This window comes from Sphingomonas morindae (assembly GCF_023822065.1).
Lineage (GTDB): Bacteria > Pseudomonadota > Alphaproteobacteria > Sphingomonadales > Sphingomonadaceae > Solisphingomonas > Solisphingomonas morindae.
The window spans coordinates 26,797-43,557 of the sequence record NZ_CP084932.1; the positions used below are offsets into that span (position 1 = coordinate 26,797).

16 protein-coding genes are annotated in these 16,761 nt (G+C 64.4%); 13 read left to right on the forward strand and 3 right to left on the reverse strand.

Annotated elements, in window-relative coordinates:
• The first annotated feature begins 96 nt into the window (after positions 1-96).
• The 3 genes from LHA26_RS19175 (at position 97) to LHA26_RS19185 (ending at position 2,696) form a co-directional block, all read left to right on the forward strand.
• Positions 97-687: a hypothetical protein gene (locus LHA26_RS19175; protein ID WP_252168980.1), complete on the forward strand. Its 591-nt coding sequence runs from the start codon at positions 97-99 to the stop codon at positions 685-687.
• 37 nt (positions 688-724) lie between these two features.
• Positions 725-1,522 carry a bifunctional hydroxymethylpyrimidine kinase/phosphomethylpyrimidine kinase gene (thiD, locus tag LHA26_RS19180; RefSeq protein WP_252168981.1) on the forward strand — a complete coding sequence of 266 codons (798 nt, stop codon included), beginning with the start codon at positions 725-727 and terminating at the stop codon, positions 1,520-1,522.
• A gap of 229 nt (positions 1,523-1,751) precedes the next feature.
• The gene (locus tag LHA26_RS19185) at positions 1,752-2,696 is read left to right on the forward strand and encodes a PhzF family phenazine biosynthesis protein (RefSeq protein ID WP_252168982.1); all 945 of its coding nucleotides are present in this window, start codon (positions 1,752-1,754) and stop codon (positions 2,694-2,696) included.
• A 169-nt stretch (positions 2,697-2,865) separates the two neighbouring features.
• Here the strand turns inward: LHA26_RS19185 and LHA26_RS19190 are convergent, their stop codons facing one another.
• Entirely contained in the window at positions 2,866-3,771 is a 906-nt protein-coding gene (locus LHA26_RS19190; protein ID WP_252168983.1) for a LysR substrate-binding domain-containing protein, read from the reverse strand.
• A gap of 103 nt (positions 3,772-3,874) precedes the next feature.
• Between LHA26_RS19190 and LHA26_RS19195 the strand changes: the two genes are divergently transcribed.
• Positions 3,875-4,273, forward strand: coding sequence for a tautomerase family protein (locus LHA26_RS19195; RefSeq protein ID WP_252168984.1), 399 nt, complete (start codon positions 3,875-3,877; stop codon positions 4,271-4,273).
• 188 nt (positions 4,274-4,461) lie between these two features.
• Positions 4,462-4,926, forward strand: coding sequence for a YbaK/EbsC family protein (locus tag LHA26_RS19200; RefSeq protein WP_252168985.1), 465 nt, complete (start codon positions 4,462-4,464; stop codon positions 4,924-4,926).
• 7 nt (positions 4,927-4,933) lie between these two features.
• Here the strand turns inward: LHA26_RS19200 and LHA26_RS19205 are convergent, their stop codons facing one another.
• Entirely contained in the window at positions 4,934-5,713 is a 780-nt protein-coding gene (locus LHA26_RS19205) for an AraC family transcriptional regulator (protein ID WP_252168986.1), read from the reverse strand.
• 65 nt (positions 5,714-5,778) lie between these two features.
• Between LHA26_RS19205 and LHA26_RS19210 the strand changes: the two genes are divergently transcribed.
• The 3 genes from LHA26_RS19210 to LHA26_RS19220 are packed head-to-tail and all read left to right on the forward strand — an operon-like array spanning position 5,779 to position 9,993.
• Entirely contained in the window at positions 5,779-7,287 is a 1,509-nt protein-coding gene (locus LHA26_RS19210; protein ID WP_252168987.1) for an efflux transporter outer membrane subunit, read from the forward strand.
• A gap of 7 nt (positions 7,288-7,294) precedes the next feature.
• On the forward strand, positions 7,295-8,416 hold the full coding sequence (locus LHA26_RS19215) for an HlyD family secretion protein (protein WP_252168988.1): 1,122 nt from the start codon (positions 7,295-7,297) through the stop codon (positions 8,414-8,416).
• A complete protein-coding gene (locus tag LHA26_RS19220; protein ID WP_252168989.1) occupies positions 8,413-9,993 on the forward strand; it encodes a DHA2 family efflux MFS transporter permease subunit in 1,581 nt (526 codons plus the stop codon). Before LHA26_RS19215 ends, LHA26_RS19220 begins: the two co-directional genes overlap by 4 nt.
• Positions 9,994-10,011: 18 nt before the next feature.
• Here LHA26_RS19220 and LHA26_RS19225 read toward each other — a convergent pair whose 3' ends face one another.
• Positions 10,012-10,935 (reverse strand): LysR family transcriptional regulator, encoded by a 924-nt coding sequence (locus LHA26_RS19225; RefSeq protein ID WP_252168990.1) that lies wholly within the window; start codon positions 10,933-10,935, stop codon positions 10,012-10,014.
• Between the two features lie 451 nt (positions 10,936-11,386).
• Between LHA26_RS19225 and LHA26_RS19230 the strand changes: the two genes are divergently transcribed.
• The 5 genes from LHA26_RS19230 to LHA26_RS19250 all read left to right on the forward strand — a co-directional run bounded on the left by LHA26_RS19230 (position 11,387) and on the right by LHA26_RS19250 (position 16,563).
• Positions 11,387-11,716, forward strand: coding sequence for a hypothetical protein (locus tag LHA26_RS19230; protein WP_252168991.1), 330 nt, complete (start codon positions 11,387-11,389; stop codon positions 11,714-11,716).
• 99 nt (positions 11,717-11,815) lie between these two features.
• Positions 11,816-12,247 carry a hypothetical protein gene (locus LHA26_RS19235; protein WP_252168992.1) on the forward strand — a complete coding sequence of 144 codons (432 nt, stop codon included), beginning with the start codon at positions 11,816-11,818 and terminating at the stop codon, positions 12,245-12,247.
• A 91-nt stretch (positions 12,248-12,338) separates the two neighbouring features.
• The gene (locus LHA26_RS19240) at positions 12,339-13,913 is read left to right on the forward strand and encodes an MFS transporter (RefSeq protein ID WP_252168993.1); all 1,575 of its coding nucleotides are present in this window, start codon (positions 12,339-12,341) and stop codon (positions 13,911-13,913) included.
• A gap of 14 nt (positions 13,914-13,927) precedes the next feature.
• A complete protein-coding gene (locus LHA26_RS19245) occupies positions 13,928-14,995 on the forward strand; it encodes an HlyD family secretion protein (protein ID WP_437441274.1) in 1,068 nt (355 codons plus the stop codon).
• Positions 14,995-16,563: an efflux transporter outer membrane subunit gene (locus tag LHA26_RS19250; RefSeq protein WP_252169029.1), complete on the forward strand. Its 1,569-nt coding sequence runs from the start codon at positions 14,995-14,997 to the stop codon at positions 16,561-16,563. Before LHA26_RS19245 ends, LHA26_RS19250 begins: the two co-directional genes overlap by 1 nt.
• The last annotated feature ends 198 nt before the right edge of the window (positions 16,564-16,761 follow it).

The following is a 16,761-nucleotide window of genomic DNA, read 5'->3' on the forward strand; positions in this document are numbered from 1 at the left end:
CAGCTCATATCGCTGCCGTCCGGTTTGCTGCCGCCCAAGCGCGCAATGCCGAACTGCAAATTGCTCTTGAACCGTCAGCTTGCGAGCACTGAAAGTATGACCATACGACTTTACATCGTCCGTTCGGCCGCTCTTGCCGCGACCGCCCTTCTTCTTGCGCCCGGCACGGCGTCGGCACAGGCCGAGGTAGATATTTTTGGTGCCGCCCTCTGCGAGCCGCCCTATTCCTCAGACATTGCGACACGGGTGTCTGATGCCGTGGAAAAGTTCACCAAGCCGGACATGTCGATGATGGGTGCGGCCGTCTATCACCTTCCCAAGCCAATCGAGCGGGATGGTTTCGTGACCCAGGCGGTTGTTTTCTCCGGGGCGTCCATTGGCGTTTTGGTTGAAGGCCATGCCGCCGCTCAACTTGCCGCCAAGTATAACCTCCAGCGCGAGACGAGTGATCTGCTGGGTGCGTCAACGCTCGGATTCTCCCGTCGGCTACCGGACAAGCTCCAGATCAGGAAAGAGCTTGGACTGATCTCGTTGATCGCGCGCGAAGGGCCGGCACTTGGTGGGAAAACGCTTCTTGCCTGCGAGCTGGATTCCTATGAGGACCTCGAGAGGCTGGAAGCCCTCAAGCGGTATTTGTCGTCACGCAAAGCCGCACCCGACAATAGCGAGAATGGTCCGAACCAATGATGCGCGCCGGCCTGAACGCTCGCGCGGCCACCGGCCTATGATCGCCAATGTCCTTACCATTGCCGGCACCGACCCGACGGGCGGGGCCGGCATCCAGGCCGATATCAAGACCTTCAGCGCTCTGGGCGCCTATGCAATGTCCGCGATCACGGCGGTTGTCGCCCAGAATACCCGGGGTGTCCGTTCATTCGTGTCGCTTGAACCAGAATTTGTCGCCGATCAGATCGACGCGGTGTTCGACGACGTCCGCGTCGATGCGGTGAAGATCGGCATGGTCGCCACGGCACGGATCGCCCAAGCCGTCGCTGCTCGCCTCCGTCACCATGGTGCAACCAATATCGTGCTCGACCCGGTTATGGTCGCAAAGAGCGGAGATCATCTCCTCCAAGCCGACGCTGTCGCCGCTATCCTGTCGGAGCTCGTACCGCTCTCGACAGTCATCACGCCCAACCTTCCCGAAGCTGGTGTCTTGCTGGGCCTCGAGCCGGAATGGACGCATGCGGAAATGCGCGAAAGGATCGTCGATCTCCATCGGCTCGGCTCGCAGTGGGTTTTGCTCAAAGGCGGTCACATGGGCCGCGATGCGACGAGTACCGACCTACTCGTAGGGGCAGGCGAGATCCTTGAGCTCAAGGCAGATCGTATCACAACCAACAACGACCATGGCACGGGATGCACGCTCTCAGCCGCTATCGCAGCGTTGCTGCCGTCCCTTTCCGTCGAAGACAGCGCGCGCCAGGCCAAAAGTTTCGTCCACCGGGCCTTGGCGTGCAGCGGCAGACTGGACGTTGGCAAAGGACATGGCCCCTTGCATCACTTCCACGACGTCTGGTGATCTATGGGGGATCCCGGCGACAGAGAGAAGCTCGTCTCGTGCCCGATCTGGGGCGCGCGCTTTCCAGTTAGGAAGCACCCTGCCCCGGCCAGACCGCCTCCCTGGAACAATGTCTCGCGCAAACGACGCATGTTGCCTGGCGTCCATCAGCCTAATTCAAGCAAATCAGCGAGGTGATCATATCATGGAGGTACAAAGGCGTACTGTGCTGACAGGGGCAAGCACAGCCATGGCCGTCATGGCGGGCGGCGGGACAGCCGATGCTGCGCGTTCGGGCGGGCGCCCGTATGAGGTTTATGACGTGTTCACAGACACGCCGCTCAGCGGCAATCCGGTGGCGGTCTTCACCGCGCCCGAGGGGCTCTCTCCCGAGATGATGATGGCGATGACGCGCGAAATCAATTATTCGGAATGCACTTTCGTCTTCCCCGCTTCCAAGCCGGGGTGCGATTTCGAGGTGCGCTTCTTCGCAATGAACAGCGGCGCGGAAATTCCCATCGCAGGCCATCCTACCATCGGCACGGTGTTTTCGCTAGCAGAGCGCGGACTGATCGCGCCGGGCCGCCGCTCGATCATCCTGCAACTGGGCGTCGGGCCAACGCAGATCGATCTGGAATGGCATGAGAAACGTTTGGCCTTTGCCTGGATGCAGCAGCAACCACCCAAGCTCGATGGCGTCATCGACGATCGCACTGCGGCTGCTGCGGCCATGGGGCTCAAAGCGGAAGATCTGGCCGATTTGCCGATCCAGCAGGTCTCGTGTGGTGCGCCGTTCCTGATGGTTCCGGTCAAGACCCGCGCGACGGTGGACCGCGCACAGCTCGATCGCGGTGCTATGGGGACTCTGCTCGACAAGGCCGGGTTGATCCGGCGCGGCGTGCTGATCTTCTCGCTGGAACCCGCCGGCGACGACGCCACCGCCTATAGCCGCATGCTGGGCTTCGGCGTGACTGAGGACGCGGCGACTGGCAATGCCACCGGCCCGCTGGGAGCCTATCTCGTTACCCGTGGCATCGTGCCCCTCGCGCAAGCTGGCCGAATGATGAGCCGTCAGGGCGTCAAAATGCACCGGCCAAGCAAGCTCTATATCTCTGCGACCGAGCAAGGTGGCAGACTGTCGATTAAAATTGGAGGGCGCGCAGTCAAGGCGGCGGAGGGACGAATGCTTGTTTGAATTGGCTCCTACAGCCGCTGACGTGCCCAGCCCGGTAGTGGTCGGATACGCGCACCCCGCTGCAATGGCATCCACCCACCGTCACGGCGGCCTGGCTCGTCACAGCTTGGTTCCTTTCATCTGGCGTTTCGGTCACATGCAGATGGACCGCATGGTCTCCGCCGCGTGCCTATCCGTCGCTTCGCGCCAGCCATTCCGCCGGTAGTGTCTGGCTGAGCGCATCACGGATGATGGCCGCAAGATGGTCTGCGAGCGGATTGGCCGGCTCGCAGGAGCGAAATAGCATCAGCGCGAGAGAGGGCATGACTGGCAGGTTTTCTGCTATTGGGTCGAGCGTGCGAATCGTTATCGGAAGCCCGACCGGGGTGCGCAGCGCCACACCGAGGCCCGCCGCCGTCGCCGCCCACAATCCGCTGAGACTCGCGCTGACAAAGGCGATCCGCCAAGCAATCCCTGCCTTGTCGAGATGATCACAGGCGAGCGAGCGTAGAATACAGGGCGCTTCAAGCGAGACGAGCGGCAGCGGCTCGTCCGCACGGACCTGCCAGCCGAACTCACTGCTTGCTGCGCCGAGCCAGGCGATTGGGATCGACGCAATGCGCTCGCCGTCCGCACGGCCATCGTCCCAGGCGAGCGCGAGGTCGAGTTGTCCAGTCGCCACCCGATCGGCAAGCTCGCGGTTGCGGGCGGTGTGGCCTTCGATCCGAACTTTGGGGTGAGCGCGCGCAAAGCGCCCGAGCACCTGCGGCAAGACCGTCTCGCCGAAGTCCGCCTGGAGGCCGAGCCTGATCCACCCTTCAAGCTCAACCCCGCGCACTGCTCCAATTGCCTCGTCGTTCAGCGAGAGAAGGCGGCGCGCATAGGACAGCAACGCCTCGCCGCTCTCAGTCAACGCGAGCCCTCGCCCGGACCGACGCATGATCGCGACGCCGGCCTGCTCCTCCAGCTTCTTCAGCTGCGCGCTCACGGCCGATGTCGATCGCCCTAGCCGATCGGCGGCGCGAGCGAACGAGCCGGCGTCCGTGCCAGTGACGAAGCTGCGGAGCGCGTCCATGTCGAGATTGGTGAGACGCATAACACTATCCTGTTAAGCAGGATCGTTGATCCCGAATAATCTGATTTTCAGGATCGGGGTGCCCCGACAGGATGTGGGTTGTCAACGCTTGAGGATTCCTTCCATGCCCTTCACCCGCATCACGCTCCTAGCCGGCAAATCTCCCGCTTACCTTCAGGCAATCGCAGAAAGCCTCGATCGTTCGCTAGTCGAAAGCTTCGACGTGCCGGAAACCGATCGCTTTGTTGCCTTCCATCAGCTGCAACCCGAGGAGTTGATCTTTGATCGCCAGTATCGCGGTGGCCCGCGTTCAGACGACTTCATCGTCTTCCACATCACGACAGGTCGAACACGCACAACCGAAATGCGTGCCCGCTTCTTCCAGCAGCTGGTCGCGCGCCTCGCCGAGGCGCCCGGCATCCGGCCTGAGGACGTAATGATCATCCTTGCCAACTCGACTTTCGACGATTGGTCCTTCGCGTCCGGCGTACAGGGATCGACTCCGGTCGATGTCAGCTACTGACGGCACGCATCGTATCGAATGGACATGCGAACGGACACTATCGAGCCCCACGACAACCGAGGTGGACTTCCTCGGGGCGAATTTGATCCAAGGCTAGTGTCCGTTTTACGTCGATCGTTGTCCGCCTCGAACGCGCATGCCCGGCACGAGCGAGCTAAAATACGCGCCAGCGAAGAAAGGAGACGATCATGAAGGCTGTTGATCGCGTAAGGCAGGCCTTGTCGGCGGCAGATCATGAAGACAGCATCGCGGAGTTCCCCGCAGGTACGCACAGTGCTGCGGACGCGGCGGCAGCTGTCGGGTGCTCGATCGCGCAGATCGCAAAGTCGATCGTCTTTCGTGCGGGAGACGAGGTCGTGCTGGTGATCGCGTCCGGCACGAACCGGATCGATCGGGCAAAGGTGTCCGCCGTGCTCGGGCGTGCTGTCAAACCCGCGGATGCCGCGTGGGTCGAAGCCAATACCGGATTCACCGTGGGCGGCGTCTCGCCGGTCGGCCATCGCGCTTCGACGACAATCGTCATCGATCAGACTCTATTGCCGTATGAGATTCTGTGGGCCGCAGCCGGCTCCCCCACGCACGCGTTTCAGACGACCCCGGGCAGGCTGGTGACGATCACGGGCGGCATCGTCGCGGACATTCGGCAGGATTGACCCTGGATCAGCCGCGATGGCGTGACAGATAGACTGTCGGCGCCACGCCGAGCGTTCGTCGAAACATCGCCGCGAACGCGCTGGGGCTGTCATACCCGTGCTCCAACGCCACCTCGAGAACCGATGCGCCGGCCGCCAGGCGGGGGATGCTGAGCAGCAGACGTGTGCGCCGCAGCCATTGGCCAAAGCTCATTCCCAGCTCGCGATGGAACAATCGTGCGAGTGTCCTTCCGCTGACATGGATTTCCGCCGCCAACCCCTCCAGCGTGCAGGGCGTCGACGGATCGCCAATCACCCGTTCGCAGAGGCGGAGCAGCCGTGGATCGCGCGGCATGTCGACATGCAGGTACAGTCTTGGCGCGGCCTCGATCTCGTCTAGGATCAGCTCCATCACCCGTTCATCCCGGCTGCCCGGTGCATATTCCAACGGAATGCTGGTAGCCGCTACGATAGCTTCCCGAAGAAACGGCGAGACCTCGATCACCTCGCTGGTTTGTGGCAGGCCGGCTCGGGCATCCCGCCGCACGAACACGGTGCGCATTGAAACATCGCCGGCGATCCGGATCGAATGGGACTCATGCGGGGGCATCCATACCGCCCGACCGGACGGCACAATCCAGCTTCCCTCCCGGCTCGTCACCGTCATCACGCCGCCGAGCGTGTGGATCAGCTGCGCTCGTGGATGGCTGTGCGGCGCGACATGCTCGCCATCGGGATGGTCGCTTGCCAGCGCCGCCACAGGTCGCAGCGCGCCCTCACAATCTTCCAGAGTACGAATCATGTCCATATTGCGACGATTGTTGTCCAATGCTCGGGAGATAGCCAGCGGTTGAAACCGTAACGATCGCAGCCATGCGAAGTCAGCATTTCAAGCGCGAACACCTCCCGCTCGGCGTCCTGGCCGCGATGCTTTCGTCGTCGCTGGCGAGTGGGTGTGCCACGGCACCATCTGTCCCGCCGCGCACGACCGTTGCCGTGCCCTCTTCCACGACAAGCGTCGAAGAGACGGAAGGGAAGGCGCCTCCGCCGCAATGGTGGCATCTGTATCGAGAACCGGCGCTCGATGCGCTGGTGGAGGAGGCGCTGACCAACAATCGTGATCTACGCGCGGCGGAAGCCAATCTGCTGAGGGCGCAGGCGATACTGGGACAGGCCCGCGCGGATACCCTGCCGCAAACCGCCATCTCGACAGGCGCCGGCTATGGCAGCACGTTACAGGACCAGATCGCCGCCGCCGGGAATGATGGCAGTGCCATCCGCACGGGAGGGCGCTTTGATCTGGGTGCCGATCTTGCCTGGGAGCCGGACCTGTTCGGGCGCCTGCGATCGACCGTCCGGGCAGCGCGAGCTGATGCGCGCATGTCCGCCGCGCTGGAAGACGAAGTCCGGGTTGTGGTCGCGGCGGGAGTCACAGGCGCGTGGCTCGACGCGTGCGGTTTCGCCCGCCGAGGAGATGTTGCCCGGCAATCACTGGCCCTGGCCGAGCGTGGACGCGAGCTCCTCCAGCGGCTTCGGGCGGTTGGCAGCGCCACTCCTGCAGACGTCCTGCGAGCGGATACGCTGGTGGCCCAGACGCGTGCGGCGATCCCAATGCTCGATGCTGGGCGGCAGGATGCACTCGCGGAACTGGCTGTCCTGGCAGGCCGATCTCCGACCGACGTTCCCTCCGCGGCGACCGCGTGCCGTCAATTGCCGATAATCACCGCTATCGGCCCGATGGGAGACGGCGCTGCGCTGCTGCGCCGTCGCCCTGACGTACGGGCAGCTGAGCAAAAGCTCACGGCCAGCACCGCGCGTATCGGCGTCGCCGTGGCGGATCTCTACCCTCGCATCGTGATCGGCGGCATGGTTGCCGATTCCTCGCCCACGCCCGGTGGGCTTGGGGACCGGATCAACCAGGTCTGGCGCGTCGGCCCGCTCTTGAGCTGGAGCTTCCCCAACAGCAATGCCGCGCGCGCAAGGCTGCGCGCCGCGAGGGCCGACGAGGCTGCCGCGCTCGCCGCTTTTGACGGGGTCATCCTCGCAGCGCTCAAGGAGATCCGCCAGCGTGCGACGGACTATGCCGCGCTTCTGCGCCGCCAGGATGATCTGCGAACGGCAGTAGAACGCAGTCTGCGTGCCGAACGACTTATGGAGCTTCAACGTGCCGCCGGCGCGGCTACCGCGCTGGAGGCACTGGAGGCAGAACGAGCGGCGATCGAGGCGCAATCGGCAGCCGCCCAGGCAGACAGTGACATCGCGCGTGCGCAGGTCGCGCTCTTCAAAGCCCTGGGCGGCGGTTGGGAGAACGCCCCCGCTGTTCGCATGCCGACTCCCGACCGATCGTCGCTCGCCGACACACCGTTTCTCTCCAGCAAGTGATCGCGTCATGACCGATAGTACCGTTCCAGTCCGCGCACCTTCTGCCCGACGCTTCGCCCCCAAGCGCGCACTCACGCTTGGAGCCGCTGCCGCTTCGTTGATCGCCTGCAGCGCCTATGGCCTCCACTGGTGGATAATCGGCCGCTTCATGGTCGAAACCGATAATGCCTATGTCCGTGCCGATACGGTCACCATCTCGGCGCGCGTTGGCGGAACCATTGTCGCGGTCGAGGTGGCCGACAATCAGCATGTTCGCGCCGGTGCAGTCCTCGCGCGGATCGAAGACCGGGATTACCGACTGAAACTGGCGCAGGCTGAGGCGGCCATCACCGCAGCAAACGCCGAGATGAAGGCGCAGCGCGCGCATATCGCCGGGATCGAAGCCGAGGCAGCCCAACAGCAGAGCGTGATCGCGCAAGGCAAGGCCACCATCGCGTCGCGCGCTGCGGACGCACGTTTCAACGATCTGGAGTACCGACGGCAGACGATCCTCGTACGACAGGAGGTTGGAAGCGACCAGACGCTTGAGGCGGCCGCGGCCGCAGCACAGCGCTCTCGCGCCGGCGCCGCCGAAGCTCGCGCCGGCCTCGCGGCCTCCCGTGCTCTCTTGCCGGTGCTGGCAATGCGGCGCCAAGCAGCCATGGCCGATCTCGACAAGGCGCTGGGCATGGTGCGCCAGGCGCAGGCGGCCCGCGATGCCGCGCAGCTCGATCTGGCGAGAACCGTCATCCGGGCTCCTGTGGACGGCCAGGTCGGGCAGCGCGTGGCGCGGGTCGGCCAATATGCTGATATCGGCACGCCGCTCATGGCAGTCGTGCCGATGCGACCCTATGTCGTTGCGAACTACAAGGAAACGCAGGCCGAGCGCATCCGGCCCGGTCAACCCGTCAGCATCCGGATCGACGCGTTTGGCGGCGCGGCGCTTCACGGCAGGGTCGACGGTTTCGCGCCGGCAACGGGCGCGCAGTTTGCGCTGCTGCCGCCTGACAATGCCACGGGCAATTTCACCAAGATCGTGCAGCGTCTGCCGCTTCGGATCACGCTCGATCCGGGGCAGGCGCGTGCGGCTGGGCTGCGACCGGGCATGTCGGTGGAAACCGTCGTCGACACGCGCAGCGCGCGGCCATGAGCGCGGAGGCACAGCCGGAAGAGCGCGCAGACTTCGTCTCGCTGCGTGCCTGGGTTGCAGTGCTGGGCGGTGTGGTCGGCTGCTTCATGGCGGGGATGAATGTCCATGTGACCAATGCCTCGCTACCGGACGTGCGTGGGTCGCTGGGGGCTTCGTTCGAGGAGGGATCGTGGATCACCACCGCCTATCTAGTGGCCGAGATCATCATCATCCCAATGACCGGCTGGCTGGTCCAGGTGTTCTCCATGCGGCGCGTGCTAATGGTCGGAACCGGCGGCTTCGTGCTGTTCTCAATCCTGTGTTCGATGGCGCCTGATATCGGCACGATGATCGTCGCCCGTGCGCTCCAAGGCGCGTTCGGCGGCGTCCTCATTCCCTTATCCTTTCAGATCATCGTTTCGGAACTGCCGCCTTCGCGGCATCCGTTCGGCATGGCGCTGTTCGCCGTCGCCAACAATGTGGCGCAGGCGGCAGGCCCCTCGCTCGGCGGCTGGCTGACCGAGGCCTATAGTTGGCGCTGGATCTTCTATCTCCAAATTCCGCCCGGCCTGTTGCTGCTGGCGGCGATCGGCTGGTCGACCCCACGTTCCCCCACGGCGTTCGGCACGCTACGCAACGGTGACTGGGGCGGGATCATTGCCATGGCGCTGGGATTGTCGGCACTGCAGGTCATGCTGGAGGAAGGGGAGCGCAAGGACTGGTTTGCTTCACCGCTCATCACAAATGCCGCGATCGTCGCTATCCTGGGTCTGGCCGCCTTTGTCGCCATCGAGCTGCGTCGACGGGACCCCTTCATCAACCTGCGCCTGTTGGCCCGGTACAATTTCGGGCTGGCGAGCCTGATGCAGTTCACCTTCGGTGCGGTGGTTTTCGGCGTGGTGTTCCTCGTCCCCAACTATTTCGCCGAAGCGCACGGCTATAATGCCGAGCAGATCGGGTTGACGATGATTCCTTATGGCCTGATTCAGTTCGTCATGTCCTTTGCGACGCCGCGGCTGATGCGGTGGACCAGCGTACGCGCCGTGATCATCCTAGGATTTGTGATCATGGCGGCAGGCTGCCTGATGAACATCCACCTCGACGGCGACGCCGCCGCAAACGTCATCGTCCCCTCGCTCATCGTGCGCGGGATCGGTCAGTCGTTCATCGTCGTTGCGCTGGGGGTAATGGCGGTGGAGGGGCTGGAAAAATCCGAGCTGGGCTCGGCATCGGCATTGTTCTCCACTGTCCGAAACGTGGGCGGGGCCATCGGCATTGCACTCGCGAGTCAGTTCGTCGTGGAGCGCGAGAAATTCCATGCCGAGCGGATCGGCGAAGCGATCACGCCTTTCTCAGTCGCGTTCCAGGAACGGATGGTGGCGCTCGTCGCGGTGTTGCGGCACCAGGCGGTAGATCGTCACGCCGCGCTACAGGGAAGTGACGCTGCCCCGTACCGTGCTGAGGCGCTGTCCCTCTTGGACAAGGTCGTTCACCACGAAGCGCTTCTCCTTTCCTATAGCGACGCGTTTCTGGTCGCTGGCGTCTTCATGCTGCTTTGCGCGGTCGGCGGAGTCCTGCTGAGAAGGCGGCTGACCTGACCAGGCCCCGCAGCGCCCCTAGGGACCGAGTTGCGCCGACGGCCGCGCCTTCAGGCAAAGGTCGCGGATCGTCTCACGCAGCCAGCGATGCGCGAAATCCGTCTCGAAACGGGGGTGCCAGGCTTGCCGTATCGTGACCGGCGGCAGGTCCAACGGAATCGGGAAAGCGCGAAGGCCGGCCGGAACGCTGTGATCGCCCAGCAGGTAGAGATCGGGCAACGGGAGGACCAGATCACTGCCGCCCAACAGCAGAAGCGCGGTGGAAAAGGTAGGCGCGGTCAAGGCGACCCGACGGCGCAGATTAAGATGGGAGAGAGCAACGTCGATCGGCCCGCTCAGCCGCCCCCGCCGTGAGACCACGATGTGGTCATAGGCAACGAAGCGTTCCGGCGTGATCGCATCGCCAAACAGTGCGTGGGTCTCGCACGCGACGGCAACCATCGCGGTCTTCAGCAAGGTCTGCACGCGCACCTCCGGATCCAGCGCTTCCGTGGCACCGATGAACAGATCGACCTGGCCTTCTCGCAAGGCGTCGTCATCCTCCCCCACTTCCGGCGTGAAACGGACTGAGACACCGGGTGCCGCATCGCTCAGGCGACGGACCAACGCCGGGCCGAAGGCGACGATGAAACTGTCGTTGGCGCGGATGGTGAAGCTGCGCAGGAGATTTCGTATCGAACTTTCGCGCTCGGCCTGCATCAATCCCAGCGCCTGGCTGACCAGGCTGTGAACCGGATCGCGCAACGCCTCCGCTCGGGGCGTCGGGACCATCTTACGTCCGGCCAGCACCAGGATCGGATCGTCAAACACCCGACGAATCCGCGCGAGTGTCCGGCTCATGGCAGGCGGGCTCAGTTCCATGCGGCGCGAGGCTCCCACCACGCTCTCTTCCTGGAGCAAGGCGTCGAGCGCGATCAGCAGATTGAGGTCGGGATACTCCATCCGGGGTTGTCCAGTCATGATGCCAGGCGCAACGCCGAGCTGGTTCGATGTCTCTCCATGCGCTGATCCGCGATAGCATTCGAGAGGCATTTACCGGTTCCTCCGCCAAAGTTGCGCTTGCGTCCACTGCGCTAGCCTAAAGACTCTTGATCGTCCCGCGGCGCTGCTGCCAGTGCACCACGCGCATTGGAACAGTGCATGACAGTCGATTTCCAGCGTCTTCGGGAGCGGATATCGACCTTCTCAACCGACGTAGGAGGTGAGGATGTCGATCGCTAAGATCCCGGTGTTTTACGCCACGGAACCGCGCATTCTCCAAGACTCACCGAAAATTGGTCAAAGTTGGCAGCGCTTTTGGGTGTCCCCTCGCCCCCAAGGGCCCACGATCGCTGCCCGGTGCGGGCCGTTCCCCAAGGCCCGCACCGCTCCATTGCCCGTGGTTCGCTAACATATGGCCAGACGGATCGCCTGGACGCGCCTCTGGGCTTGGTTCCTGGCAGTCGCCCTGATGGCCCATGGTCTTGGCGCCGTCACCGGTCCTGCGATCATGAAAGAAGCGAGCATCGCGATGCAGTGGGCGGCGGCTGTTCTGCTGCTTCGGCGATCCAGCCAGAGCATCGGCTTAACGATCGGCCTGGCGGTGCTATCGGTCTGCACACTGCAGGCAGTATTGGCAGCTGAATTTAACCGGATGATTGTGCCGGGTGCGCTTGTTCTCGCGCTTCTCATGCTGGCGAAGCAAATCGACCGCAACCGTCATGAACCCCGGCGCTTTCAGTGAAAGGCGCTCCCCATCTTCTGTACGCCGTCACTCCGGCAAATTGCGCCAACCGCCCAGCTTTGAACGGCGGGGTCGGGCAATCAGGGCTCTAGCGCGATCGTGCCGCTGACCGAACTCGAAATATTGGCGCTGAGAATCGGATATGACGAAGCCTTCCGACCCGGCTGGGAAGACAGTCTGTCGTCAATCCTGGCAGCGTCACCTTCTTTCTTCATTCGTCTCCTGTCGACGCTAGCTTGGCTCACGGGAACGCCAAGGGTCCTTCCCCTTGCGAACGAGCGGCTGGACATGCTGCGCTTGCTGGCGAGCGCCTTGCGCCGCGGCGACCACCGCGTGGGCGAACTCATGGACCGTCTGCTTGCACTCGGAATAAGTCGCACTGCGCTGGACGCGGCAATCGATCAGGTAACGCTCGCTGTACGTGGCGGCGCGACGAGCCTTCGGGCTGAGGTCCGGATACGGGGGACGACGGGTGATCCTTCGACCAGTGCACAGGATGCACTGGTCGAGTGCACCTCCGTCGATTTCTGAGAATCGCTCGCACCGTTATCGGTTCCGTCCTCCGCTGGTCACCGAGATCCATGATGCCATCTAATCCCGTCTCTTGTCGAAGAAGCGCGCCATGACAGTGATCGCGGCAACACCGGCCGCCACCATCCCCGCCCCCACGCCGGCCGCCCCGGCCCCGCCTGCTCTCCCGGCCTTCGGTCCCAAGCTTGCGACCGGGTTGGTCGGCGTCCTGCTCGCATCGCTAACCGCGGGGCTCAACGAGCATGTGACGGAGGTCGCGCTGATGGATGTCCGCGGCGCGCTGGCAATCGGGCACGACGAGGGCACCTGGCTGACCGCACTGTATGAGGCGACCAATGTGGCCGCGATGGCGTTCGCGCCCTGGTGCTCGGTCACCTTCTCGCTGCGGCGCTTCACCATCGGGGCGGTGCTTGTTTTCGCGGTGCTCGCGTTCCTGTGCCCGTTCGCGCCCGACATTGCCACACTATACGTGCTGCGGACATTGCAGGGACTGGCGGGCGGCTGTCTGCCACCCATGCTGATGACGGTCGCGCTGCGCTACCTGCCCGCCAACATCAAGATCTACGGCCTTGCCGGCTATGCACTAACCGCCACCTTCGGTCCCAGCCTGGGAACACCGCTTGCTGCCTTGTGGACCGACTATGTCGGCTGGCCGATGGTATTCTGGCAGGTGGTGCCGCTCTGTCTGATCAGCGTGGTCGCGATCGGCTGGGGCCTGCCGCAGGATCCATTGCGGTTGGAACGGTTCCGGACATTCAACTGGGTAGGCCTGGTCACCGGGTTTCCGGCGATCGTGATGCTCGTGATCGGTCTGGAACAAGGCGACCGGCTGGACTGGCTGAATTCCGAACTGATCTGCGTGCTGCTGGGCGGCGGCGGGCTGCTCCTGCTGTTGTTCCTCGTGAACGAGTGGAGCCACCCCCTTCCGTTCTTCAAATTGCAAATGCTGGCGCGCCGCAATTTCTCCCACTCGCTCATCACGCTGGCTGGCGTGCTGGTCGTGTTCCTGGGCGTGATCGTGATCCCTAGTGAGTATCTCGCCGAGGTGCGCGGCTATCGCCCGCTCGAGACCGCGCCGCTGGCGCTGATCGTGGCGCTGCCACAATTGGTCGCTCTGCCGCTCACCGCCGCGATCCTGAACATCGAGCGGGTCGATTGCCGCTGGGTGCTGGCGATCGGACTGACGATGGTCGCGACCTCGTGCACGCTGGCCAGCTTCGTCACCGCCGACTGGGTGCGGGAGAATTTCTACCTTCTCCAGATGCTCCAGATCATGGGCCAGCCGATGGCCGTGATCCCGCTGCTCATGCTCGCCACCACCGGTCTGCCGCCGGTCGAAGGCCCTTGGGCCTCGGCGATGTTCAACACGACGAAGGGGTTTGCCGCCGCGCTCGGTACCGGCATCGTCGAAGGGGTCGGCACGATCCGCGAGCATTACCATTCGGAGATGCTGGTCGACCGGCTGGGCACGCTGGGCCAGCCCTATGGCCGCGAGACCGGAGCGCTCGCCGAACTGGCCGAGCGCATCCACACCCAAGCGATCGTGCTGACGTCGTCGGACCTGTACCTCGTGATGGCTGCGATCGGCTTTGGCCTGATCCTTCTGATCCCGATCCTCCCCACCCGCATTTATCCGCCGCGCCCTACGGCGCCGGCCAAGCCTTAACGAAAGCAACGATCATGGCCTATCGCCCGACCCGAAAGCATGTCCTCTTAACAGCATCCGCGCTGGTCATAGCCGGCATGGCGGTTGGCGGCACTCGCCTCGCCACGCCCTCCGGCCGACAGTCGACCGACGACGCCTATGTGCGGGCGGATGCGACAACCGTAGCGCCGCGGGTGCCGGGCCAGATTGTTTCCCTGCTCATCGACGACAACCAGATGGTTAGGGCCGGGCAACTGCTGGCCCGTATCGACGATCGCGATTACCGGGCTGCCCTAGCCAGCGCTGAGGCCGATGTCGCAGTCGCCAAGGCGGAGATCGCCAATTTCGACGCTGAAATCGCGCGTCACCCTGCCTTGGTCGCACAGGCACAGGCAACGCTGCGCGCCGACCGCGCGGCCGCAGCATTCGCCCAAGCCAACGCCGTGCGCTACCGCAACCTATCCGCAGGCGGCGCCGGCACGACGCAGGACAAGCAGCAAGCTGACAGCACCCTGGCCGAGCGGCTGGCGACCAGCGATCATGATCGCTCGGCGCTGGCCGCCACACAGCAGCAGCTCGGTGTGCTGCAGGCTGGCCGAGCCAAGGCAGTAGGAGCACTCGGACGAGCGCAGGCGGCGCTGGATCAGGCCCGTCTCAACCTCTCTTACACAGAGATTCGCGCGCCGATCGACGGCATGGTCGGTCAACGCACCGTCCGGGTCGGCGCGATCGTCGAGGCGGGGACGCCGCTGCTCGCTGTGGTGCCGCTGCACAAGGTCTACGTCGTGGCGAATTTCCAGGAGAACCAGCTGGCCGGTATGCGCCTCGGCCAGCTCGCGACGGTCCGGGTCGACAGCCTGCCCGGCGTGACTTTGAAAGCGCATGTGGATAGCCTCGCGCCGGTCACCGGCCTCGCGCTCGCGCCAATCGCTCCGGAAAATGCGACCGGTAATTTCACCAAAGTGGTGCAACGCTTGCCGGTGAAGCTGACCATCGATCCGGGGCAGGCGGCGGCGTCCCGCCTGCATGTCGGGCTCTCGGTAGTGCCGACCGTGGATGTCACGGCACGCGGCGGCGCGGCGCTGATCAGGACGGCACGGTGATGGGGCGCCCTGCCTCCGCCCTGCGCTGTGCGACAGCATTGGCCTTGGCCGCCACGCCGCTTTCGGGCTGCATGGTCGGACCGGACTTCCACCGGCCCGCCGTCGCGTCACCGGCTGCCTTCGCGCCGATGAACCGCGCCACTGCCCCCAGTCGCCCCGAAGCCTCTCCGATCGCTGCGGACTGGTGGACCCTGTTCAACGATCCCAAACTCTCCCTGCTGGAAAGCCGCCTCGCCGACGCCAATTTGGACGTGAAGGCAGCCACCGCGCGCCTCTTCCAGAGCCGCGCGCAACGCCGCATCGCGGGCGCGCGCGAATATCCCAGTGTCGGCGCCGCCGGCTCCTACAATCGCGAGCGCGCGAGCCCGAACGGCATTCTCTCCCTGATGGGCACCGGTCCAGCGGGCTCGCAGCAGCAGTCGGCAAGCGGCGTCGCACCGTTCGGCGTATCCAGCCTCCCCGGAGCGGACGGATCACCGCCCTACGACCTGTGGCAGGCGGGTATCGATGCGTCATGGGAACTGGACCTGTGGGGCCGCGCCAGGCGGGGTGTCGAGGCGGCCAACGCCGCGCTGCAGGAATCACTGGAGGACCGGCGCGCGATCCTGTTGTCGGCGCAGGCCGAGCTCGCGCGCGACTATGTTGAGTTGCGCACGACACAGGCGTTGTTGGCCATCACGCGCCGCAACCTCAATGACGCCCGCGACAGCGTCAAGCTGACCCGTCTGCGGCTCGAGCAGGGCGTCACCACCAATCTCGACATCGCCGACGCCGAAGCGCACGTAGCCACCGTCGAAGCGCGCCTGCCTGCGCTGATCGCGCGGCATGATGCCCTGATCAACGCGCTGAGTCTGTTACTGGCCGAGCAGCCCGGTGCGCTCGCCGGCGAGCTGGGCGACGCTGGCGATATCCCTGCCCTTCCCGACCGTGTCCCGGTCGGCCTGCCGTCCGAGCTCGCGCGGCGCCGGCCCGATATCCGCCGCGCCGAGGCGGCATTGCACCGCGCCACCGCTGAAATCGGCGTTGCAAAGGCCGATTTCTATCCCAGCATCTCGCTCACCGGCAGTTTCGGCACGCAGTCGCTGGCTTTGTCCAACTTCGGCAGCTGGGCTTCGCACCAGTTCGTCGTCGGCCCGTCCATCTCGCTCCCCTTCTTCCAAGGCGGCCGACTCCAAGGCGCCTTGGAATTGCGCAAGGCCGAGCAGCAGGAGGCCGCGATCCGTTTCCAGCAGACCGTGCTGAAGGCCTGGCACGAAATCGACGACGCGCTAACCGCCTATGACGCCGAGCAACGCCGGAGCGACCGTTTGGCCGAAGCAGTCCGGCAGAACAGACTGGCGCTTTCCGTCGCCGAACGCCGCTATCGCGAAGGCGCCGTGGATTTTCTCAACATACTTTCGGTGCAACGCGCGTTGCTGGACGGGGAGAACGACCTTGCCTCAAGCCGCGGCCAGGCAGCAGCCAATCTTGTCGTTCTTCTCAAGGCGCTGGGCGGCGGCTGGGAACGAACCTTCCCAGATCCTTCTGGTAAGTCGCAACCGGTCGCAACTGGCACAGGGGCGGAGTGATGACCGCTAATCCAGACCCTAAAGCATTTGCGATGCGGGATGCTTCGGCTCTTCCTATCGTGTGTTTGCGCGCCTGTGTCGTTCGCCGCGACAATAGGCCAGACAGGATGTGCGAAATGGACCGCCTCACGGCGCGGCGCAGAGCCCTGAACCGTATCGAACGCGATCCCGCTGCCCCCCAGGCGGTGCAACAGAGGG